Source organism: Brenneria roseae subsp. roseae, assembly GCF_003115845.1.
Taxonomy (GTDB): Bacteria; Pseudomonadota; Gammaproteobacteria; order Enterobacterales; family Enterobacteriaceae; genus Brenneria; species Brenneria roseae.
This window is the reverse complement of record NZ_KZ819030.1, coordinates 43,586-65,265: the sequence shown is the minus strand read 5'-3', so window position 1 is coordinate 65,265 and position 21,680 is coordinate 43,586. Positions and strand designations below refer to the sequence as shown.

Genomic DNA, 21,680 nt, shown 5'->3' with positions numbered 1-21,680 from the left:
TAAAGTCTTTATTAATATAACCCATAAAAACCATAAGTGCCTTTAAAACTCATTTTTTAATTTGAAGATAATCACATAATAATAATGATCGACTCCCTATGATGCGCAAACAAAATACAAAGGGGATTGGGTTATGAGTACAACTGATGATTCATATATTGTGGTAAATAATGAAACGACGGGTAAGGTTTCATTAAAGGAAAAATGGTGGCACATTCTTGATACCTATAAGGTAGGTATTATACCTGTCCCACTCTTTTTACTGGCCGGCGCATTAATCGGCATTGACTGTCTGAATGGCAAACTGCCGAGTGATATTGTGGTGATGGTCGCCACACTGGCGTTCTTCGGTTTTGCCTGCGGTGAGTTTGGCAAGCGTCTGCCGATTATCGGCAAAATGGGCGCGGCGGCAATTTGCGCCACCTTTATTCCATCAGCAATGGTGTATTACGGTCTGCTGCCGGATGTCGTGGTTGAATCCACGGTCAAGTTCTATAAAAGCACCAATATTCTCTACCTCTATATTTGCTGCATTATTGTCGGCAGCATTATGAGCATGAATCGGCAAACGCTGATTCAGGGCTTTCTGCGAATTTTCTTCCCGATGTTATGTGGTGAAGTCGCCGGTATGCTGATTGGTATGGCGATTGGTATCGCATTAGGTATGGACCCGTTCCAAATCTTCTTCTTCCTGATTCTGCCTATTATGGCCGGTGGCGTCGGAGAGGGCGCGATCCCGCTATCGATCGGCTATGCCACTATTCTGCATATGGAACAAGGTGTTGCGTTGGGAAGAATCCTTCCTGTCGTCATGCTGGGCAGCCTGACCGCGATTATTATTGCCGGCATGTTGAACCAACTTGGCAAGCGTTATCCGCATCTGACGGGCGAAGGCGAACTGATGCCGAATAAAGGCAATGAGCTGGGAAAAACCGACAGCGGCACGCCTGTAGCGGGTTTCAGCGGTAAAGCCGATGTGACGACCATCGCGTCGGGCGCCCTGCTGGCCATTCTGCTCTATATGATTGGCATGCTGGGACACAAAATGATCGGTCTGCCCGCACCGGTAGGGATGTTGTTTGTTGCGGTGCTGGTGAAACTGCTTCACGGCGTGTCGCCGAAAATGCTCGAAGGTTCGCAGGTCGTCTATAAATTCTTCCAGACGTCAGTCACTTATCCGATTCTGTTTGCCGTAGGGGTTGCCATTACGCCGTGGCAGGAATTGGTGAATGCATTCACGCTGCAAAACCTGTTGGTGATCGTTTCCACGGTTACTGCGCTGGTAATGACGGGATTCTTTGTTGGCAAGAAAATCGGGATGCATCCTATTGATGTTGCCATTATTTCCTGTTGCCAGAGCGGACAGGGCGGTACGGGGGATGTGGCGATCCTGACGGCGGGTAACCGTATGGTTCTGATGCCGTTCGCACAAATTGCAACGCGTATCGGCGGGGCGATTAACGTATCGGTTGCACTGCTGATATTGGCCAATTTTTTAGTCTGAGCACACTATCGAAAAGAAATAACGCTGCGGTTTATCGTGGGCTTATTTTCAACGGGAAATATTATGAAACTTGCAAGCTACCGTTATAACGGTAAGAACAGCTACGGTATTTATACACCGACCGGCTTAATCGATCTCGGCAGTAAAATAGGGCGCCAGTACGCTGATTTAAAATCGCTGCTCATGCAGGATGCATTAAATGTCGCACAAGAGTTTATTCATGCCACGCCGGATGTACCGGTATCGGATGTGACATTTTTACCGGTGATTGTCGAGCCGGGAAAAATATTATGCGTCGGTATGAATTATGCGGCAAAACGCAAAGAGTTTGATGAAGTGAATCCCGCGCCGACATTATTTGTCCGTTTTGCTGATTCACAAACCGGGCATGCTACGCCCGTTATTAAACCGCATTACTCCAACGAGTTTGATTATGAAGGGGAACTGGCGGTCATTATCGGCAAGGACGGACAAAATATTTCCCGCGATGCGGCGCTTTCTCACGTTGCCGGTTACAGCTGCTATATGGACGGTTCCGCGCGCGACTGGCAGCACAGCTGGTTTACCGCAGGTAAAAACTGGCAGAAAACGGGCGCATTTGGCCCTTATCTGACAACGGCGGATGAAATTCCCGATCCGCATGTGCTGGCGATTCGCACTTATCTGAATGGCCGGATGGTGCAGGATGACAATACCGGCAGCATGATCCATAAGGTAGCCGAACTGATTGAATACATCAGTACCTTCACCGCGCTGAGCGCTGGCGACGTCATCATTACCGGTTCGCCGGGAGGGGTAGGCAAAAAACGCAACCCGCCTCTTTTCATGAAAGCGGGTGACTGCATTGAAGTTGAGATTGAGAACATTGGTCATTTACGCAATGTCGTGGTTGATGCCGGCCAGACGATGAAGCCGGCTGAAGGCGCATCTGTTGCGGCTGCGCACTAAGCGATAAGCCTCCGGGATAACCCGGAGGTTTGCGAATGTTTTTATATTGAATAACCGCCAGATGCAGGATTAACCGTTATGTATGCCAATGATTCCATCTTTTTTGACACGCTGGATGTTCGCATGCAGCCCCGGGAGATGGCGGGAATTCGCCAGTTTCTGGCGCAGTGCCAACTCGGCATGGATAACGATATCGAGACGTTTGTCGTCGGCCGGTTAGACGGCAAGCGGGTGGCCTGTGCCGGCATGGCGTCAAACACCATTAAATGTGTCGCGGTTGCCCCGGAATACCGGGATCTGAATCTGGGCGTTCAGGTGGTTAATGAAGTGGTTCAGCAGGCGGCACTGCGCGGCCATTTTCATCTTTTCCTCTATACCAAACCGGAAAATATCGCCATTTTTCGCGGATGCGGTTTTTATCCGCTGGCGCAATATCAAGATACGGCGGTGCTGATGGAAAACACCCCGATTGGTATTAAACAGTATTGCCAGTCTCTGGCGACGTTTTCCCGACCCGGGAAAAACATCGGAGCCATTGTGATGAATGCCAATCCGTTCACGCTTGGACATCGGTATCTGGCTGAGCATGCGGCGCAGTCGTGTGACTGGCTGCACGTTTTCGTGGTACGGGAAGATGTGTCTTTTTTCCCTTTTAGCGAACGTCTGGAAATGGTGCGGCAGGGCGTTGAGCATATTCAAAATCTGACGGTGCATGCCGGATCGGCATATATGATCTCAAAGGCCACTTTCCCGGGTTATTTTCTGAAAGAGGAAAAATTAATTACGCGTGCGCATGCGGCGCTGGATTTAATTATTTTCAGAAAATACATCGCCCCGGCGTTAGGTATTACGCAGCGCTTTGTTGGTACAGAACCGTTTTGTCCGGTAACGCATCAATATAATCAGGATATGCATTACTGGCTGGAAAAAGATCTGACCGTAGAAGCGCCAGCGTTGAACGTGATTGAAATTGATCGCAAACGAGAACTTTCCGGACTGGCGATTTCCGCCTCAGAGGTCAGAAGGTTATTAACGCTTCGGCAGTACAGCCGTATTCAGGAAATTGTGCCGCCCTCAACGTTGGCGCATTTGCAGCACTATTACCAACCTGAATACGCTTAATTAAATTAATCAGGAAACTCTATGAAGATTATTAAGGCGTCTCTGGCCGGGACCTTTGAATCCAGCGATTTGCTGGTTAAGGTCGCACCGGCTGAAGGGACACTCACCGTGGTGGTTAATAGTGAAGTGATAAAACAATTCGGCCATCAAATAAGACACGTAGTGAATGAAACATTGAAAGGTCTGCACGTTACGGAGGGGACGATCATTGTTGACGATAAAGGCGCGCTGGATTGCGTTATTCGTGCCCGGGTGCAAAGCGCGATATTACGCGCCGCAGATGTTCAGCAGGTGGAATGGGAGAAATTATAATGAAAAAGTTGCGCCGCAGTATGTTATTCCTGCCGGGAGCGAATGCTGCCATGTTGTCAAATGCCTTCATTTATAAAGCCGATTCCATCATGTTCGATCTGGAGGATGCGGTTTCCCTGCGCGAAAAAGACACCGCCCGTCTGCTGGTTTTCCATGCGTTACAGCATCCAATGTACCGCGATATTGAAACCGTGGTGCGAATTAACCAACTGAGTACGCCGTTCGGCCTGCTGGATCTGGAAGCTGCCGTGCGCGGTGGTGCGGATGTTATCCGCTTGCCGAAAACCGATTCGACCGATGACGTGGATGAACTGGAACATCATCTGGCTCGTATTGAGAAAGCGTGCGGGCGTGAAGTGGGCTCAACCCGCATCATGGCGGCGATTGAGTCGGCGGTGGGGGTGATTAACGCCGTCTCCATTGCCCGCTCGTCAGAACGTATGATCGGGATTGCGCTGGCGGCATTCGACTATGTCATGGATATGCAGACCGAACGAGGCGATGGCACAGAATTGTTCTACGCCCGTTGTGCCGTGCTGCATGCCGCGCGCGCGGCGAGTATTGACGCGTTCGACGTCGTCTATTCCAACGTGAACGATGATGCGGGCTTCCTGCGGGAAGTCGAGTTGATTCGCAAACTGGGGTTCAACGGCAAATCCCTGATTAATCCGCGTCAGATTGAGTTGTTACATAACGCTTATGCGCCGACGCAGGATGAAGTGGATTATTCCCATCTGGTGATCAACGCCGCGGAAGAGGGAGAACGTGCCGGGTTGGGCGTGATTTCCCTGAACGGGAAAATGATCGATGGCCCGATCATCAATCACGCCAGAGTGGTATTGGAACGCGCTCAGGCTTCCGGCGTTCGTAAATGATCGTTGCCCGACGACCCGGCAACGACAGACCTCAGGAATCACAGGATTAGACAATGAGTAACTTTATTGAAGCGCTGCAACAGCAATATCCGCAAACTCACCATCTGCAACCTTTTGTGAATGCAAACCACCAGACCCCCTGGCTGAACGATGTGACGCAGAAACATGAACGTAAACTCTGTGCCGATCTGATCGATGCCATTCGTAAAAGTGGTCTGAAAGATGGCATGACGATCTCTTTCCACCATCATTTCCGCGAAGGCGACAAAGTGATTAATCTGGTGGTGGACACGCTGGCGCAGATGGGATTCAAAAATTTGACGCTGGCTTCCAGCTCTCTGATGAGTTGCAATGCGCCGCTGATTGAACATATTCGAGCCGGCGTGATCACCCGCATTTATACGTCCGGTATGCGTGGCAAGCTAGCCGATGCCATTTCCCACGGTTTGATGAAAGAGCCGGTTCAGATTCACTCGCACGGCGGGCGGGTGCATCTGCTGCAAAGCGGTGAGCTGAACGTGGATGTGGCATTTCTCGGCGTGCCGTGCAGCGATGAATTCGGCAATGCCAACGGTACGGTGGGAAAATCAAGCTGCGGTTCACTGGGATATGCCATGGTGGACGCCCGGTATGCACGCAAAGTGGTGCTGCTAACGGAAAGCCTGGTGCCGTTCCCGAACATGCCTGCGAGCATCGTACAGGATCAGGTGGACTATATCGTGCAGGTCGATGAAGTGGGCGACCCGGCCAGGATCAGCGTGGGGGCGGCGCGCGTGACCAGCAATCCGCGTGAACTGCTGATCGCCCGTTCCGCAGCCGACGTCATCGAACATTCCGGCTATTTCAAATCCGGCTTTTCCATTCAGACGGGGTCTGGCGCCGCGTCCACGGCCTGTACCCGCTTTCTGGAAGATAAAATGCGCCAGCAGAATATCGTGGCCAGCTTTGCGTTGGGCGGTATTACCGGCAGTATCGTTGATTTGCATGAAAAAGGACTCATCGGGAAACTGATCGACACCCAGTGTTTTGACGCCAACGCCGCGGCTTCACTGGCTAAAAATCCGAATCATGTTGAAGTTTCGACCAATGTCTACGCTAACCCGACATCAAAAGCCGCCTGCTGCGATCAGCTGGATGTGGTTATCCTCAGCGCACTGGAGATCGATACCGACTTTAACGTTAACGTCATTACCGGCTCGGACGGCGTGATGCGCGGAGCGTCGGGCGGCCATTGCGATGTTGCCACCGCCGCGAATCTGACGATTGTTGTGGCGCCGCTGATCCGCAGTCGTATCCCGACCGTGGTTCGTCAGGTCACAACCCGTGTGACGCCGGGGGAAAGTATCGATGTTCTGGTTACCGATCACGGTATTGCCGTGAACCCGAAACGCCCGGAAGTGGCTGAACGTCTGCAAAAGGCGGGCTTGACGATGATGTCGATCGAGGATTTGTATCAACGCGCCATTGAATTGGTCGGCGAACCCCGGGCGATCGAGTTTCATGACCGCATTGTCGGCGTGATCCGCTACCGTGATGGCCGCGTGATCGATGTGGTTCGTCAAGTGAAAGAAACAGATGAATGAATCAAGGATCGGACAATGACAGACCCGGTATTCATTTCTCTGGAAAACTTGCTCGCGGCGAAGGAACGCCGCGCAGCGCGGCAGCATGCGTTATTAACGCAGTATGACGCGACGCTGGTGTCTTTGACGCTGGTCACGCCGGGACCGATAAAAGACAGCGAACGGTATCGTCGTGCCATGACCGAAGCGATAAATGCGTTGAATGCGCTCTGCCAGTCGCGCGGTTGGCCAGTGCTGGAGCAACAGATTCACTGGCTGGCGACCGGCGCTGAAGGTTTTTGGGCGATCAATAAAGATGCGCTGACGGTGAAAGCGGCCACGATCGCGCTGGAAGATCGGCACCCGTTAGGCCGGTTATGGGATGTCGATGTGTTCTGTCCGCAGGAAGGCGCGATCGGCCGTTCCATGTTGGCGCATGGCGGGCGCCGCTGCCTGTTGTGCGAACAGGCGGCTCACGCGTGCAGCCGTTCACGACGCCATCCCTTGCCGGAGCTGGTTCAGCACATTGAGGGAATGCTTAATGCCTATTTCAATCCAGCCTGAATTATTGGCCTCGGTCTTCCCGGCGTACCCGGAAGAGGCGCCGCTGCCCGCTACCTTGCCTGATATTGATCGTTGGGTAACGCGGGCACTGACGATAGAAGTGACGCTGACGCCTAAACCAGGACTGGTGGACCGGGCGAACAACGGGGCTCATCGCGATATGGATCTCGCGTTGTTTCAGCGCAGCATTCGCGCGGTATCTCCCTGGTTTCGTCGTTTTACCGAGGCTGGCTGGCGCTATGCCTGTTTACCCCTGCAACAATTGCTTCCACAGGTCAGACCCATCGGGATGGCCTGTGAACAAGCGATGTTTGCAGCGACAAAAGGCGTCAATACGCATAAAGGCGGGATCTTTGCTTTTGGACTGCTTTGCTCGGCGGCCGGATGGCTGGCCGGCAGGGGGCAGTGCGTGACGCAGCAGGGGCTATGCCTGAGCGTATCGGAAATGTGCCGCGACCTGGTCCACAACGAACTGGAACGCGGGGGGCGTGCGGCAACGGCCGGCGAACACCTGTATCGCCGTTATGGATTAACCGGTGCAAGAGGGGAGGCGGCCAGCGGCTTCAATACCGTTCGCCAGTTTTCATTACCGGCGTTGAAGCGGGCCATCGCGGCGGGAGCTGATGAAGAAACGGCGCTATTGCACACGCTACTTGTGCTGATGGCGCACAATCCGGATACGAACGTGGTGTCGCGGGGCGGTATCCAGGGGCTGGACTTTGTACAACTCTATGCCAAAAAACTGCTTACTGCGCCCGTCGACCGACAGGCGCTGGTCACGATGGATGACGCATTAATCGCCAGAAATCTCAGCCCCGGCGGCAGTGCGGATTTACTGGCGCTCACCTGGCTTTTATCTCACTACCCTGAGGATTGAAAAGCGTAAATATTTTTCTGACTAATTTCCCTAAAGTTGTATGCGTATATGTCGATACCGTTTGAACCGATTTGTATCATGTGATTCATTAGATATATGCATCAATATAAACCATTGACTCTATGGTGGGGATGAAAGCGGTGGATGAAAATTTGAAAGAGCAGTTTGTTAAACGAAATAAACTGGCTATTTGTGCGACGCTGCGTGAATTGAAGAAAAATGACACGACCGTGATGGTTCATCATTCTCGTGGCCAGTTCATCAGTAAAATTCTCGATGTCATGCCTAATAATGATATCTTCATTTTTGATCTGGGAGGCGTGGAGCATGAGAATAGCCGGGCGCTGTATGCCGGTGTGTTGTCGTTTATTGCCGAACCTGCGGGCGCGAAGGTCGAGTTTAAGGCGGAAATAGCCCGTACCGTTGATTTTCAGGGGTTACCGGCGTTTACCGCTTCCATTCCTGAGCAACTTTATCTGATCCAACGCAGAACTTATTTCCGCATCAATACCCCATCATGGCCGCCATTAATATGCCGCGGGGAATTACCGGATGAAAGTGATTTTCAATTCACCATCAGGGATCTGTCTCTTGGCGGACTCAGTTTGCACACCGATCGTGATATAGCGGGGTTGTTGAAGGACGGCGATATTGTCGAAGGGGTTGAAATGGACCTCGATGAATATGGCTTCTTCAGCGTTGATTTACAGTTTGTCGGGCAGGCAGCGGTGAAAGTTGTCGATAATAAAGGCGAAATCAAACTTACCCAGCGTCTGAGCTTTAAATTTCTGGCCCTGTCCGCCGCGCAGGAACGCGATTTGCAGCAGGTTATTTTTGAGCTTGAAAGATTACAGAATGAGAAAAAGAGAAAATTTCAGGATATGTGATGCTTTAGTTACAACCTTTACGATTTTGACTCTCAGCAGCGAAATGATTTTTTAATAAAACAATGTATTATCGTTCTTAATATAAGAAAATTGTATCCAGTTCTCTCCGCATCTTGTCATCCGGGAATGACTGATGCAGAATACGCGCCTTGCAAAATAACCGACGCTTTATCGCGTCGGTTATTTTTTTGCACTTATGTCTTCAAATTAAAGAGGCCGGACAACAATCCGGATAGATAAACCTGTTTGTGTGCCAGTGAGCCACAGTGAGGAAAGAAAAGATGGGGCAATCTGTAGGTGATGCCAACGCCGTGTCCACAAAACGTGTCCAATTAAGAAGAACACTCACGTTATGGCCTGTTGTCATGATGGGGCTGGCCTATATGCAGCCAATGACCATTTTTGATACGTTTGGTATCGTTTCCGGTCTGACCGATGGGCACGTTGCGACAGCTTATGCCTTTGCGTTAACCGGGATTCTGTTCACGGCGTTAAGCTATGGCAAGCTCGTTCGTCGTTTCCCGTCAGCCGGTTCTGCTTATACCTATGCGCAAAAAGCCATTAGCCCGTACGTCGGGTTCATGGTCGGCTGGTCATCGCTGCTGGACTATCTGTTCATGCCGATGATTAACATCCTGCTGGCAAAAATCTATCTTGAAGCGATTTTCCCCGGCGTACCGTCATGGATTTTTGTTGCGGCCCTGGTTGGTCTGATGACGCTGTTCAACCTGCGTGGCATCAATGTGGTCGCCAATCTCAACTCGATTATTGTCGTTGTTCAGGTTGCTATCATGGTGGTGTTCCTGGGATTGGTCGTTCACGGTGTTTATCAGGGGGAAGGGGCGGGAACGCTTGTCAGCACGCAGCCTTTCTGGTCGGAGAACGCTCATGTTGTGCCCATGATCACCGGCGCCACGATACTCTGCTTTTCTTTCCTGGGCTTCGATGGCATCAGTTCATTGTCTGAAGAAACGCAGGATGCCGGCAACGTTATCCCGAAAGCGATTTTCCTGACTGCGTTGATCGGCGGCGTGATTTTTATTGCGGTTTCCTATTTCTTACAGCTGTACTTTCCGGATATTTCACGCTTTAAAGATCCTGATGCGTCTCAACCGGAAATCATGTTGTATGTCGCCGGAAAGTTCTTCCAGTCGATTATTCTGGTCTTTTCCTGTGTGACCGTACTGGCGTCGGGGATGGCCGCGCATGCCGGCGTGTCGCGCCTGATGTATGTCATGGGGCGTGATGGCGTATTTCCTGAACGTTTTTTCGGCTATGTCCATCCGAAATGGCGGACGCCTTCCCTGAATGTCTTGCTGGTCGGGGCGATTGCGCTGTCGGCGGTCTCTTTTGATCTGGTCACCGCGACTGCACTGATTAACTTTGGCGCCCTGGTCGCGTTTACCTTCGTCAATCTGTCGGTTATTTCCCAGTTCTATATTCGTGAACGTCGTCATCGTACGCTGAAGGATACGTTTAACTACCTGGTGTTGCCGGTGTTAGGCGCGTTAGCCGTCGGCGCACTGTGGGTGAATCTGGAAGAAAGCTCAATGACGCTTGGGCTGATTTGGGCAACGGCAGGTCTGATCTATCTGGTTTTTGTGACGCGGGCTTTCAGCCAGCCAGTACCGCAGAGCACGGAAGAACTGGTTTAAATTCAAATACCGCCACTGACGTTTAAACAGCAAGCGGAGAAATCGTTCTCCGCTTTTTTACGGGCGGCTATCGGTTAACTGGCCAGCGTTTGTGCGTACGTAAAGAGTGCTTTGATCAGATCGGTTTTTTGTTTATCACCTTCATAATGCTGATACAGCGCATCCAGCTCAGCAATATATTCCTGTAGGCGTTCAGCGGTAAACACCTCCTGCCGATGCTGTAACCAACGCTGTTGTTCACCATAATCCAGCGTATTGGGAAAGTTGCGCGCCCGATAGCGGAACAGCAGAGGCTCCAGACGATTATCGACAAATTTGAGATCCAATGCCGGGAGATTCTGGGGCGCCGTTTCCAGAATAATCTGCATGGACATCCGGTCTGCGTCACCGAAAAAGCCATCGTACAGCCTGAGGTCAACATCATTGGATGGCGGGAATACCGAGGGCTCGGCAAACAGTTCGACGACTTTTTCTCTGACCTGCGTGTTGTGGCGCAGCAGAGCCAGATTGTCCAGACAGCGCTGACGATCAATGCCCAGCCGGGCAGCGTCTTCCGGCCGCAAGGTGCTGGCCGGAGCAAGAACCGGACATTTATTGATATGAACCAGTTTGATTGGCACGGCGCTCTGATCGTGAGTCAACTGCTCCCGACGCGTATACAGGCGTTCTCGCAACGCGCTGGCATCCATGGTCAGTAAGGGCGCCATATCGCCGGCCAGATCGCACATGATGACCGCATTACGGTTATCCGGATGCCACGCGAGCGGCACGACCCAACTGGTGTTGCCTCTTGCCGCGCCGAACATGCCGGAAACATGCACCAGCGGCTTCATTTGTGGAACATCGATAAGCTGGCTGACTTTATTCTTATTACGTAGCTGGAACAGGTAGTCAAAAAGCTTGGGCTGAGCCTGTTTCAGCCGTTTTGCCATGGCAATCGTGGCATAGACATCGGACATTGCGTCATGGGCGTGTTCGTGCGCCACGCCGTTCGCCCTGCTCAGATGCTCCAGTCTGAAACTGGGCAAGCCGTCCTCATTTTCTGGCCAGACAATACCTTCGGGGCGCAGCGCATAACACGCGCGCAATGCATCCAGTAAATCCCAGCGCGAATTGCCGTTTCGCCAACTGTAGGCATAGGGATCATAGAAGTTGCGATAAAAAATATTACGGCTGACTTCATCATCGAACCGGATATTGTTGTATCCCATGATACAGGTGCCAGGTACGCTGAAAGCATCGTGAATATGGCGGGCAAACTCGGCTTCGTTCACCCCTTTTGACATGGCCAACTGCGGGGTGATCCCGGTGATCATGACGGCCTCGGGCTCAGGCAGATAGTCATCGGTCGGCTTGCAATAAATGACCAGCGGTTCACCGATGATATTGAAATCCATATCAGTACGGATACCGGCAAACTGCGCGGGACGATCGCGCGCCGGATGTTTGCCGAACGTCTCATAGTCGTGGATAAAGAAAGTAGGTTGCGTTTTATCGGCCATAATTACGTTTAACTAAATGGTTGCTTTCAGGTGAAAACAGGTAAGAAAGCGTTAAGGATAACATTGAATAGCGTTTTCTATCGCGCTTTCCTGACGCGGGTCAATTTCCGCGCCCCCATAATCGCTAGTCATCCGTATCCGCATTCGTTACAATTTTCCACCCTAATGCGAATGATAATGAAATGCCTTATTGCTTGAGGGGTTCCCAGGCAATAAGCAGGAGATAAGAATGCGGGTGAACGTAGCGATTACGGTGAAAACAATATTATTCGCGTCATTGCTGGCGCTGGCCGGATGCGATCAGAAACCGTCGACAGGCGAAGGGACGCATACGATCAGCATTGAGCACGCTCAGGGAACGACACAGGTGCCTCAGCCGCCCAGGAAGGTTATCGTTTTCGACCCGGCGGTTTTGGACACGTTGGATGCGCTGAAAGTGGATATCGCCGGTGTGCCAAAGAGCGGTACGCGTTTGCCCGAATTTCTTTCCAAATATAGCGGTGATGAGTACCTCGATGCCGGTACGTTATTCGAACCGAAGTACGAAGCGCTCAGCAGTGCCAAGCCCGATCTGATTATTGCCGGCGGGCGTACCCTTGATGCCTACGATAAACTAAGCGCCATTGCGCCAACAATCGCCATGGATGTTGATGAACATCAGTTTATGAGCAGCTTTACGCTACGTGTCGAACAGCTGGGAATGATTTTTGGCAAAGAAGAGGAAGCCAAAAAACAATTGGCAGATTTCAAACAGCACATCGCCCAGACCCATGAGAAAGCGGCCAGCGCCGGCAGTGCGCTGGTGCTGATGGTGAGTGGTGGAAAAATGTCTGCCTATGGCCCGAAATCCCGTTTCGGCTTTGTTTTCGATGAGTTAGGATTTAAACCGGCGAGCGAATTTCCTGATTCCGGGCCCCATGGCAATGTGGTGACGTCGGAGTTTTTGTTGCGTGTAAACCCTGAGTGGCTATTCGTTCTGGATCGCGACAATGCGATTGGTCGTCCCAGCAGTGAATCTGCTCAGCAAGTGTTGGATAATCCACTGATTCATAAAACGGCTGCCTGGCAGAACAACCGCGTTATCTATCTTGACTCCGCTTCGCTTTATATCGCAGGTGGTTTGCAAAGTTATCAGGCGCTGATTCGCGATGTGGACGAGGCGCTGAATAAAAAATCGCCGGGAGCGATTTTCAACGTCACAAAGTGACGGCCCGCAGGGTGACGGGCAGGATAGCCCGGCATAAAAAATCGCCGGGAGCGATTTTCAACGTCACACAGTGACGGGCAACATAGCCCAGCATAAAAAATAACGGTAGGTCGTGGCAGAATAATGAAATCTTTCTATTTTTCTCTCGGTGTGCTTTTGCTTGCCTGTATGGTTGTCACCAGCTTGTTTATTGGCGCGGGGCAGATAAACATGCGGGCGGTTTGGACCGATCCGGCGATGCGTGATATTTTCTTTATCAGCCGCGTACCGCGTACGCTGGCTTTGCTTTTGGCTGGTAGCGCCATGAGCGTGGCCGGTTTGATTATGCAGTTACTGACTCAGAACCGTTTTGTCGAGCCATCACTGGCGGGAACAACACAGTCTGCCGGTCTGGGATTGCTGGTTGTCATGGTGCTGGCGCCGAGCGCCACCGTCTTTACCAAGATGGCTGTCGCCAGCGTGTTTGCCCTGGGGGGCACCTTACTGTTCATGATGTTGCTGCGGCGAGTGGTGCTCAAATCGGCGCTGGTTGTCCCGCTGGTGGGAATTATGCTGGGGGCGGTAATCAGCTCCATCACTACCTTTGGCGCCTTGCATTTTGATCTATTGCAGGCCCTGGGAAGCTGGGAATCGGGGGATTTCTCCGGTGTGCTGCAAGGTCGCTATGAATTGCTGTGGCTGGTCGGTTTGTTGACGCTGGTGGCTTGCTGGATTGCTGACCGTTTTACCGTCGCGGGAATGGGGCGGGAATTTTCCGTCAACGTCGGACTGAACTATCGGCAGGTGATGTTGATGGGGCTATCCATTATCGCCGTTATCAGCGGCGTGGTCGTAGTGGTGGTCGGTAATCTGCCTTTTCTCGGCCTGATCGTGCCCAATTTGATCAGCATGTTACTCGGCGATAATGTGCGTAAAACGATTCCCTGGGTTTGTCTGCTGGGGGGAGGTTTGGTGCTGTTCTGTGACATCATCAGCCGGGTAATTCGCTATCCATTTGAAATTCCTGTGAGTGTGATCCTCGGTGTTATCGGCGCCGTTGTTTTCCTTCTTTTACTGTTAAGTCAAAAACGCCATGTCGGTTAATGAACGTAATACCTCGATGTCCGCTGCTGTCGGCGAAAGGCGAGCGGGGTTGTCTCCCCGCTTGCGTCTGATGTGGCTGGCCGGGATATCATTGGCATTGGTCGTGATATTTATGACGATCAATCTCGGCAGTAACCTGAAATACATTATGGTGCACCGCGGGTTGATGCTGGCCACCATGTTACTGGTCGCTTTTGCCGCCAGCGCATCGACGGTTCTGTTTCAGACCGTCACCAACAACCGTGTTTTGACACCGTCGATCATGGGATTCGAGGCGTTGTTTGTCCTTATTCAGACGGCGTTGGTCTTTATGTTCGGGGTTGGCGGCATACCGGAGCTGGGCGTCGGCGGCAAGTTTGCGCTTGAAGCGGTGCTGCTGATTTTGTTTTCTGCGATCCTGTACCGGTGGCTATTTACCGGCAGCCGCAACAATCTTCATCTGGTGCTGTTGGTCGGGATTATCTGCGGTACGCTGTTTCGCAGCATGGCGAATCTGATGCAGCGTTTATTGACCCCCAGCGAATTCGCCATTGTGCAGGGGCGAATGTTTGCCACCTTTACCCGTGCGGTGCCTGAATTGATTGCGTTATCTGCCGCGATCACCCTGGCCGTCGCCCTGGTAATATGGCGCATGCGTTTTCGCTTTGATGTGCTGGCATTGGGACGAAATACGGCCATCAATTTGGGGATGGACTATAAACGCAGCGTAACGATTATCCTGCTGCTGGTGTCTGTGCTGGTGGCAATATCAACGGCGCTGGTGGGGCCGTTAACCTTCCTCGGCTTTATGGTCGCCAATCTTGCGTATCTGGTTGTTGGCTCCAGCCAGCATCGTTTTTTACTGCCGGCAGCTTTTTTGCTGGGGGTCATTGCGTTGCTGGGTGGACAACTGATTCTGGAACACCTCCTCGGTATGGCCGGCGCATTGTCCGTTGTCATTGAATTTATTGGTGGTTCTCTGTTCATCTTATTGTTACTTAAAAAGGTTTCCGTGTGATTGAAATCGGTAATGTAACCAAAACCTACAATAATGTGGCGGTATTGAAAAACGTCACTGCGACGATTCCCCGCGGTGGCGTCACGTCGATCATTGGTCCGAATGGGGCAGGGAAATCGACGCTGTTATCTATCGTCAGCCGTTTGTTGGATGCCGATCAAGGACGAGTCAACGTCAATGGCATGGATGTAACAACGACGCCGAGCGATAAACTGGCAACCTGTCTGTCAGTGTTACGTCAGGAAAACCAGTTCACCAGTCGGTTAACGGTTGCGGAACTGGTCGGGTTCGGACGCTATCCTTATACCAAAGGACGGTTGAATGCTGACGACCATGAGCGTATCGCCGCCGCGCTGGCATTCCTTAACCTGACTGAATTTAAAGATCGTTTTTTAGATGAGCTTTCCGGTGGACAGCGCCAGCGGGCTTATGTGGCGATGGTGCTGTGTCAGGATACGGAATACGTGCTGTTGGACGAACCGCTGAATAATCTGGATATGAAGCATGCGGTCTCCATGATGAAACAAATTCGTCGTGCCGCGGATGAGCTGGGTAAAACGATTGTTTTGGTTATTCACGATATCAATTTTGCTTCCGCCTACTCCGATTACATCATCGCCATGCGAAAAGGACAGATTATCTACAGTGGGAAACCGGAAGAGATCATGACGTCCGAGATCCTTGAAGACATTTTTGATACTGAAGTCGTGATTGAGCAGGTTCATAATCAGCGCATTGCCGTGTATTATCGTTGATTAACCGATTACAGAAAAAACGTCCGATCGCCGACGGTAGCACCGGTAACTTGAAAGGTGGCGTGGTTAACCTGTATGGTGAGCGTAAAGTATCTGTGTATGACTTAAGGTAAGGGTAAATAAATGGATAAGGACACAAAACCGTGTTTCCAGGACGTTCTGGAATTTGTGCGCACGTTTCGCCGCAAAAATAAGTTGCAGCGTGAAATCATTGATAACGAAAAGAAAATCCGTGACAACCAGAAGCGCGTTTTACTGCTTGATAACCTGAGCGAGTATCTGAAACCGGGTATGACCATTGAAGATGTACAAGGCATCATTGCAAATATGCGTAGCGATTATGAAGATCGCGTTGATGATTACATCATTAAAAATGCAGATTTGTCGAAAGAACGCCGTGAACTGTCCAAGAAACTGAAAGCCATGGGTGAAGTGAAATAACCTCATCCGTATATGCTCTCTGGTAACAGAGATCGCTATCGTCATTGGGATCGCATCTGCGATCCCTTTTTGTTGCTGTCCGCTTTTCTCCCCTGTCCCAAATCCGGCTCCTCATTCTGGATTCCTTTTCGCCTGTCGCCTGCAACTCATTGCAACCTATAACCCTTGTTGCGTAGCGAGTTCCAGTTTTCATTTTTTGATCTGGGCGGATAGCACGTGATGCAACATGATTCACGGTGTGGCGCGTATTAACAGGAATGCGTATTTTTCCCAGGGACGGATGCAATGAAAATATCGATAAGTGCCCTTGCCATTGCGGCTGTTCTTGGGATTTTCCCTCTGGCAATACTGCCCAATATACCGCCGTCCGGGGCGTTATGGCTGGGAGTGATCCTGTCTGTCGCCATGATTCTGACAGGAAAACGCGGTTTTTTTCAGGTAACGGCAGCCGTTATGCTTTTCAGTTTTTGTTGGGCGGGCTTAACGGCTCAGTCACTGCTAAAGCAAATCGATCAACTGGCACAGCGAACCGTTAATGCTGTCGTTACGATTAGCAGCGTACGTTTTGTTGAGCTTGATGAGAATCAGATTGTTGTCAGGTTAGAGAAAGTTAATCAGACATGGATCTTTCCTCCACTCTACGCCCGGGTAACGCTATCGAATGACATGCGGAACTGGTGTGGCGGTCAACGATGGGCGGCGACCGTGAATCTGCGTCCGGTTCATAGCCGGCTGAATGAAGGCGGATTCGACAGCCAGCGATGGGCGATATCGAAGCGCCAGCCTTTTTCGGGAAGGATTGTGTCAGCGCAGGCCATCAATTCTGAATGTGACTTTCGCCAGCGTATTATTTCGCAAGCGGAACGGCAAACGGCGGCGTTACCGTGGCGTGCTATTTTGCTGGCGCTGGCTTTCGGTGAAATGAAAACGGTAGCCCCCGAAATCAAGGCTATTTTACAGAAAACCGGGACCATGCATCTGATGGCGATTTCCGGTCTGCATATTGCGTTAGCTGGCGGATTCGGCTGGTGGCTGGCCCGGGCGATGCAATATGGTTTTCCCGCACATCGGATCGGCTATCGGTTTCCATTGCTGGCCAGCGTGTTAATCGCCTGGATCTATGTCTGGCTGGCAGGCGGAAATCCCCCCGCGGTCAGGGCTGCATTGGCGCTTTCCGTCTGGATGGCGTTGAAAATCGGAGGCGTGATCTGCTCATCGTGGCAAGTCTGGTTATGGTGCGTGGCAATCGTTCTGTTATGCGATCCCCTCAGCGTACTGTCCGACAGTTTCTGGCTCTCCTGTCTGGCCGTGGCCTCGCTTATTTTCTGGTTTCAATGGGCGCCACTGCCTCTTCGTTGCCAAACGCGGTTTCGTTGGTTCTTCTTGCGATGGATACATCTGCAAACCGGGGTAACCCTGCTGCTGATGCCTTTACAACTCAGTCTGTTTCACGGTTTCAGCCTGACATCACTACCGGCTAATCTATGGGCGGTTCCGGTGGTTTCATTTATTACTACGCCGCTTATTTTGCTGGCCTTACCCATGATGTCGCTCACGGTTTTGAGTGGCTGGCTGTGGACGTTGGCGGATGGGTCGTTGAAAGCGGTGTTTGTACCGCTTTCCTACTTGCAGACTGGCTGGGTGCATCTTGACGCATCCCTGCTGATTAGCAGCGTAGCCGGCTGGTTAATGGTTGCGATTTGGCGTTTTAAATGGTGGAAAAGCTACCCCGGTACGCTGGGAGCCTTGATCGTGCTGCTTGTCATGTCCCGGGTAAAAAACAATGAGCCTGACTGGCGGGTCGATATGTTGGATGTGGGGCATGGGCTGGCGATTGTCATCGAGCGTGATGGAAAAGCGGTACTGTACGATACGGGAAACCGATGGGAAGGGGGCGATATGGCGACGAGGGAAATATTACCCTATCTGCGCTGGCGCGGACTCAGCGTGGAAAAAATCATTCTGAGCCACAGTCATATGGATCACACCGGTGGCCTGGAGAAGATTCATCAGGCCTATCCTCTGGCAAAAGTTTACAGCTCCTTTAACCAGAAAGGGTATTTACCTTGTTTACAAGGCGATATGTGGAACTGGCAGGGGTTAACTTTCACCGTGTTGTGGCCGACGGCCCTGGTGAATAGAGCAGAGAATAATGATTCGTGCGTAATACGTATCGATGATGGGAAACATCGGGTGTTGCTGACGGGAGATATTGAATCTGAAACGGAAAAACAGTTGGTTAAATGGAAAAGAAGTGCGTTAACTGCGGATTTGTTACAAATTCCTCATCATGGCAGTAATACGTCTTCCTCTCCGCCGTTTATCAGGGCGGTTAATGCACGGTATGTCGCTGTTTCTACCGCACGCTATAACCCGTGGAGACTGCCTGCGACGAAAATTGTCGAGCGCTATCGGCAGCATGTTTATGGCTGGTTGGATACCGCGGCATCCGGACAACTGAGCGCGCGTTTTTTCAGCGATTCGTGGCACATATTACGTTTTAGAGAACAAATATCGCCTCGTTGGTATCATCAGTGGTTTGGCGTAAAGCGTTATAATGAGTAAAATAGGCGGCTATTTCTTTCCTGGCTCAGGTTTATTGCATGCTGAATGATAAAGATCTCTCCACCTGGCAGACATTTCGTCGCCTATGGCCGATGATCTCTCCTTTTAAAACGGGGCTGGCTGTGGCCGCGATCGCACTGATTATTAATGCGGCTGGCGACACGTTGATGCTGTCTCTGCTTAAGCCCTTGCTGGATGAAGGATTTGGTAAAGCCGATCGTTCGGTACTGGTCTGGATGCCATTGGTGGTCATTGGCCTGATGCTGATGCGCGGCGCTTCCGGCTTTGTTTCCAGTTACTGTGTGGCCTGGGTGTCCGGCAAGGTGGTGATGAACATGCGTCGCCGGCTGTTTGCCCATATGATGGGGATGCCGGTTTCTTTCTTCGATCAGCAGTCAACGGGAACCCTCCTGTCCCGTATCACCTATGATTCAGAACAGGTTGCGGCGTCCTCTTCAAATGCGCTGATTACGGTAGTCAGGGAAGGGGCGTCTATTATTGGCCTTTTCATTCTGATGTTCTATTACAGCTGGCAGCTCTCTATCATTCTGATTGTCATTGCACCGATTGTATCGCTTGCCATCCGTGTTGTTTCCAAACGTTTTCGTAATATCAGTAAAAGCATGCAGGATACCATGGGGCACGTGACCACCAGCGCGGAGCAGATGCTGAAAGGCCACAAAGAGGTGCTGATTTTCGGTGGTCAGGATGTGGAAACCAGGCGCTTTGATAAGGTTAGCAATCGCATGCGCCAGCAGGGAATGAAATTGGTTTCCGCTTCTTCAATCTCTGACCCGATCATTCAATTGATCGCTTCACTGGCGCTGGCGTTCGTTCTGTTCGCTGCCAGTATCCCCAGCGTTATGGACACGCTGACGGCAGGGACGATTACGGTGGTTTTCTCCTCCATGATTGCGCTGATGCGCCCTCTGAAGTCATTAACTAACGTTAATGCGCAATTTCAGCGTGGGATGGCAGCCTGTCAGACACTGTTCGCCATTCTGGATATGGAGCAGGAAAAAGATAATGGCAAACTGGAGATTGACCGGGCGAAAGGCGATCTCGAATTCCGCAATGTCAATTTTTCCTATCCGGGAAAAGAGACGCTGGCGCTGAAGAATATCAGCTTGCATATTCCGCCGGGGAAAACAGTGGCGCTGGTTGGGCGTTCAGGCTCTGGTAAGTCCACAATTGCCAATCTGATCACGCGCTTTTATGACATTCAGTCAGGTGAAATTCTGCTGGACGGACACGACCTGCGTGAATATACGTTGGCTTCGCTGCGTAATCAGGTGGCATTGGTTTCACAGAACGTGCACCTGTTTAATGACACCATCGCCAATAATATTGCTTATGCCTGTAATGACCGTTATAGCCGTGAGGAAATAGAACGTGCGGCGACAATGGCGTATGCGATGGATTTTATCAGCAAAATGGACAATGGACTGGATACCATAATTGGCGAGAATGGCGTGCTGCTTTCTGGTGGTCAGCGTCAGCGTATTGCTATTGCTCGTGCGCTGTTACGCAACTGTCCTATCCTGGTGCTGGACGAAGCGACTTCCGCATTGGATACGGAGTCCGAACGGGCGATTCAGGCTGCGCTGGATGCGTTGCAAAAAGATCGTACCGCGTTGGTTATCGCGCATCGTCTGTCTACCATTGAGAATGCTGACGAAATCCTGGTTGTTGAGGATGGGCACATTATTGAGCGCGGTGAGCATGCTACCTTACTGGCCAGGAATGGCGCTTATGCACAGCTACATAAAATGCAGTTCGGCGAATGATTGAACGTATCTGGTCAGGGCGCTCGCCACTTTATTGGCTCCTGGTCCCCTTTTCGTTGTTATACGGCGGGATTGCATTTCTGCTCCGTCAAAGTTATCGGTGGGGGTGGCGTAAAAGCTGGCGCGCACCGGTACCGGTGGTGGTGGTGGGGAATCTGACCGCCGGCGGCAACGGAAAAACGCCAGTAGTTATCTGGCTGGTCGAGCAATTGCAAAAAAAAGGCTATCGGGTTGGCGTGGTGTCCCGGGGCTACGGCGGCAAAGCGGATCGCTATCCCTTGCTGGTTGATAATGGCGTTACAACCTCGCAGGCCGGTGACGAACCTGTGCTGATTCATCAGCGTACGGGAGCGCCGGTTGCCGTTGCGCCACAGCGTCGTCTGGCCGTGGAGGCGTTGCTGGCACATTATCCGCTGGATATGGTTATTACCGACGACGGATTACAGCATTATGCTTTAGCGCGTGATATGGAGTTAGTGGTGGTGGACGGCATTCGACGCTTTGGCAATGGCTGGTGGCTGCCGGCTGGCCCCATGCGCGAGCGGGAAAGCCGGTTGGCCACGGTGGACGCGATTATCGTGAATGGCGGTATCCCGCGTGAAGGCGAAATCGCCATGATGCTGACTGCCGGCATGGCGATTAATCTGCTTTCGGGCGAAAAATGCGACGTTTCACGTTTGCAAAATGTCGTGGCGATGGCGGGGATTGGTCATCCTCCACGTTTTTTCGCCACGCTGCGCCAGTCAGGCGTCAGCATTTCACGTGAAATCGCTTTTGCCGATCATCAACGCTATCAGTTGGATCAGCTTAAACCGTTAACCGTAGATGATGGACAGCCGCTGTTAATGACGGAGAAAGATGCGGTAAAGTGCCGGGCATTTGCGTGCGCTAACTGGTGGTATCTCCCGGTGGATGCGGTGCTGTCCGAGCCGCATGCGACGCAATTGCTTCGCCAATTGGAAACCGTGTTGGCTAAGCATTAGTTTAAAGACGGGTTGCTGGCCGAATGGGCCAGCGGTCTTCTCATAACCCTGTTA

The 21,680-nt window shown here is 51.6% G+C and carries 19 protein-coding genes; 18 read left to right on the top strand and 1 reads right to left on the bottom strand.

Annotated features, from left to right (window positions below; all coding sequences use genetic code 11):
* The first annotated feature begins 133 nt into the window (after positions 1-133).
* From DDT52_RS13320 to DDT52_RS13275, 10 genes are all read left to right on the top strand, one after another.
* Positions 134-1,504: a 2-hydroxycarboxylate transporter family protein gene (locus DDT52_RS13320; RefSeq protein WP_136156780.1), complete on the top strand. Its 1,371-nt coding sequence runs from the start codon at positions 134-136 to the stop codon at positions 1,502-1,504.
* A 63-nt stretch (positions 1,505-1,567) separates the two neighbouring features.
* Positions 1,568-2,452, top strand: coding sequence for a fumarylacetoacetate hydrolase family protein (locus tag DDT52_RS13315; RefSeq protein WP_136156779.1), 885 nt, complete (start codon positions 1,568-1,570; stop codon positions 2,450-2,452).
* 78 nt (positions 2,453-2,530) lie between these two features.
* Positions 2,531-3,574: a [citrate (pro-3S)-lyase] ligase gene (gene citC, locus DDT52_RS13310; RefSeq protein ID WP_136156778.1), complete on the top strand. Its 1,044-nt coding sequence runs from the start codon at positions 2,531-2,533 to the stop codon at positions 3,572-3,574.
* A 21-nt stretch (positions 3,575-3,595) separates the two neighbouring features.
* A complete protein-coding gene (gene citD / locus DDT52_RS13305) occupies positions 3,596-3,886 on the top strand; it encodes a citrate lyase acyl carrier protein (protein WP_136156777.1) in 291 nt (96 codons plus the stop codon).
* Positions 3,886-4,761, top strand: a complete 876-nt coding sequence (gene citE / locus DDT52_RS13300; protein WP_136156776.1) for a citrate (pro-3S)-lyase subunit beta — start codon at positions 3,886-3,888, stop codon at positions 4,759-4,761. The genes citD and citE overlap by 1 nt, the downstream gene beginning before the upstream one ends.
* Positions 4,762-4,814: 53 nt before the next feature.
* Positions 4,815-6,344 carry a citrate lyase subunit alpha gene (citF, locus tag DDT52_RS13295; protein WP_136156775.1) on the top strand — a complete coding sequence of 510 codons (1,530 nt, stop codon included), beginning with the start codon at positions 4,815-4,817 and terminating at the stop codon, positions 6,342-6,344.
* 15 nt (positions 6,345-6,359) lie between these two features.
* Positions 6,360-6,887 (top strand): citrate lyase holo-[acyl-carrier protein] synthase, encoded by a 528-nt coding sequence (gene citX / locus DDT52_RS13290; RefSeq protein WP_136156774.1) that lies wholly within the window; start codon positions 6,360-6,362, stop codon positions 6,885-6,887.
* Entirely contained in the window at positions 6,865-7,764 is a 900-nt protein-coding gene (gene citG / locus DDT52_RS13285; protein WP_136156773.1) for a triphosphoribosyl-dephospho-CoA synthase CitG, read from the top strand. The genes citX and citG overlap by 23 nt, the downstream gene beginning before the upstream one ends.
* 131 nt (positions 7,765-7,895) lie before the next feature.
* Positions 7,896-8,651, top strand: coding sequence for a flagellar brake protein (locus DDT52_RS13280; RefSeq protein ID WP_136156772.1), 756 nt, complete (start codon positions 7,896-7,898; stop codon positions 8,649-8,651).
* A 281-nt stretch (positions 8,652-8,932) separates the two neighbouring features.
* Positions 8,933-10,306, top strand: coding sequence for an APC family permease (locus DDT52_RS13275; protein WP_136156771.1), 1,374 nt, complete (start codon positions 8,933-8,935; stop codon positions 10,304-10,306).
* 74 nt (positions 10,307-10,380) lie between these two features.
* Here the strand turns inward: DDT52_RS13275 and sbcB are convergent, their stop codons facing one another.
* Entirely contained in the window at positions 10,381-11,808 is a 1,428-nt protein-coding gene (sbcB, locus tag DDT52_RS13270) for an exodeoxyribonuclease I (RefSeq protein WP_136156770.1), read from the bottom strand.
* Between the two features lie 229 nt (positions 11,809-12,037).
* Between sbcB and DDT52_RS13265 the strand changes: the two genes are divergently transcribed.
* From DDT52_RS13265 to lpxK, 8 genes are all read left to right on the top strand, one after another.
* A complete protein-coding gene (locus tag DDT52_RS13265) occupies positions 12,038-13,015 on the top strand; it encodes a siderophore ABC transporter substrate-binding protein (RefSeq protein ID WP_168709779.1) in 978 nt (325 codons plus the stop codon).
* Positions 13,016-13,138: 123 nt separating this feature from the next.
* On the top strand, positions 13,139-14,098 hold the full coding sequence (locus DDT52_RS13260) for an ABC transporter permease (protein WP_136156769.1): 960 nt from the start codon (positions 13,139-13,141) through the stop codon (positions 14,096-14,098).
* Positions 14,088-15,095 carry an iron chelate uptake ABC transporter family permease subunit gene (locus tag DDT52_RS13255; protein ID WP_136156768.1) on the top strand — a complete coding sequence of 336 codons (1,008 nt, stop codon included), beginning with the start codon at positions 14,088-14,090 and terminating at the stop codon, positions 15,093-15,095. Before DDT52_RS13260 ends, DDT52_RS13255 begins: the two co-directional genes overlap by 11 nt.
* Positions 15,092-15,850 (top strand): iron ABC transporter ATP-binding protein, encoded by a 759-nt coding sequence (locus DDT52_RS13250; RefSeq protein ID WP_109491511.1) that lies wholly within the window; start codon positions 15,092-15,094, stop codon positions 15,848-15,850. The genes DDT52_RS13255 and DDT52_RS13250 overlap by 4 nt, the downstream gene beginning before the upstream one ends.
* 123 nt (positions 15,851-15,973) lie before the next feature.
* Positions 15,974-16,291, top strand: coding sequence for a PTS system regulator TmaR (tmaR, locus tag DDT52_RS13245; protein WP_136156767.1), 318 nt, complete (start codon positions 15,974-15,976; stop codon positions 16,289-16,291).
* A 285-nt stretch (positions 16,292-16,576) separates the two neighbouring features.
* Entirely contained in the window at positions 16,577-18,856 is a 2,280-nt protein-coding gene (locus DDT52_RS13240; RefSeq protein ID WP_210732711.1) for a ComEC family protein, read from the top strand.
* Positions 18,857-18,894: 38 nt separating this feature from the next.
* Entirely contained in the window at positions 18,895-20,643 is a 1,749-nt protein-coding gene (gene msbA, locus DDT52_RS13235) for a lipid A ABC transporter ATP-binding protein/permease MsbA (RefSeq protein WP_109491509.1), read from the top strand.
* The gene (gene lpxK, locus DDT52_RS13230; RefSeq protein ID WP_136156766.1) at positions 20,640-21,626 is read left to right on the top strand and encodes a tetraacyldisaccharide 4'-kinase; all 987 of its coding nucleotides are present in this window, start codon (positions 20,640-20,642) and stop codon (positions 21,624-21,626) included. The genes msbA and lpxK overlap by 4 nt, the downstream gene beginning before the upstream one ends.
* Positions 21,627-21,680 lie beyond the last annotated feature (54 nt).

Excerpts from the sequence above, each read along its gene's own strand:
- DDT52_RS13320 (WP_136156780.1), top strand. The coding sequence starts at position 134 with ATGAGTACAACTGATGATTCATATATTGTGGTAAATAATGAAACGACG.
- DDT52_RS13315 (WP_136156779.1), top strand. The coding sequence starts at position 1,568 with ATGAAACTTGCAAGCTACCGTTATAACGGTAAGAACAGCTACGGTATT.
- citC (WP_136156778.1), top strand. The coding sequence starts at position 2,531 with ATGTATGCCAATGATTCCATCTTTTTTGACACGCTGGATGTTCGCATG.
- citD (WP_136156777.1), top strand. The coding sequence starts at position 3,596 with ATGAAGATTATTAAGGCGTCTCTGGCCGGGACCTTTGAATCCAGCGAT.
- citE (WP_136156776.1), top strand. The coding sequence starts at position 3,886 with ATGAAAAAGTTGCGCCGCAGTATGTTATTCCTGCCGGGAGCGAATGCT.
- citF (WP_136156775.1), top strand. The coding sequence starts at position 4,815 with ATGAGTAACTTTATTGAAGCGCTGCAACAGCAATATCCGCAAACTCAC.
- citX (WP_136156774.1), top strand. The coding sequence starts at position 6,360 with ATGACAGACCCGGTATTCATTTCTCTGGAAAACTTGCTCGCGGCGAAG.
- citG (WP_136156773.1), top strand. The coding sequence starts at position 6,865 with ATGCCTATTTCAATCCAGCCTGAATTATTGGCCTCGGTCTTCCCGGCG.
- DDT52_RS13280 (WP_136156772.1), top strand. The coding sequence starts at position 7,896 with ATGAAAGCGGTGGATGAAAATTTGAAAGAGCAGTTTGTTAAACGAAAT.
- DDT52_RS13275 (WP_136156771.1), top strand. The coding sequence starts at position 8,933 with ATGGGGCAATCTGTAGGTGATGCCAACGCCGTGTCCACAAAACGTGTC.
- sbcB (WP_136156770.1), bottom strand. The coding sequence starts at position 11,808 with ATGGCCGATAAAACGCAACCTACTTTCTTTATCCACGACTATGAGACG.
- DDT52_RS13265 (WP_168709779.1), top strand. The coding sequence starts at position 12,038 with ATGCGGGTGAACGTAGCGATTACGGTGAAAACAATATTATTCGCGTCA.
- DDT52_RS13260 (WP_136156769.1), top strand. The coding sequence starts at position 13,139 with ATGAAATCTTTCTATTTTTCTCTCGGTGTGCTTTTGCTTGCCTGTATG.
- DDT52_RS13255 (WP_136156768.1), top strand. The coding sequence starts at position 14,088 with ATGTCGGTTAATGAACGTAATACCTCGATGTCCGCTGCTGTCGGCGAA.
- tmaR (WP_136156767.1), top strand. The coding sequence starts at position 15,974 with ATGGATAAGGACACAAAACCGTGTTTCCAGGACGTTCTGGAATTTGTG.
- DDT52_RS13240 (WP_210732711.1), top strand. The coding sequence starts at position 16,577 with ATGAAAATATCGATAAGTGCCCTTGCCATTGCGGCTGTTCTTGGGATT.
- msbA (WP_109491509.1), top strand. The coding sequence starts at position 18,895 with ATGCTGAATGATAAAGATCTCTCCACCTGGCAGACATTTCGTCGCCTA.
- lpxK (WP_136156766.1), top strand. The coding sequence starts at position 20,640 with ATGATTGAACGTATCTGGTCAGGGCGCTCGCCACTTTATTGGCTCCTG.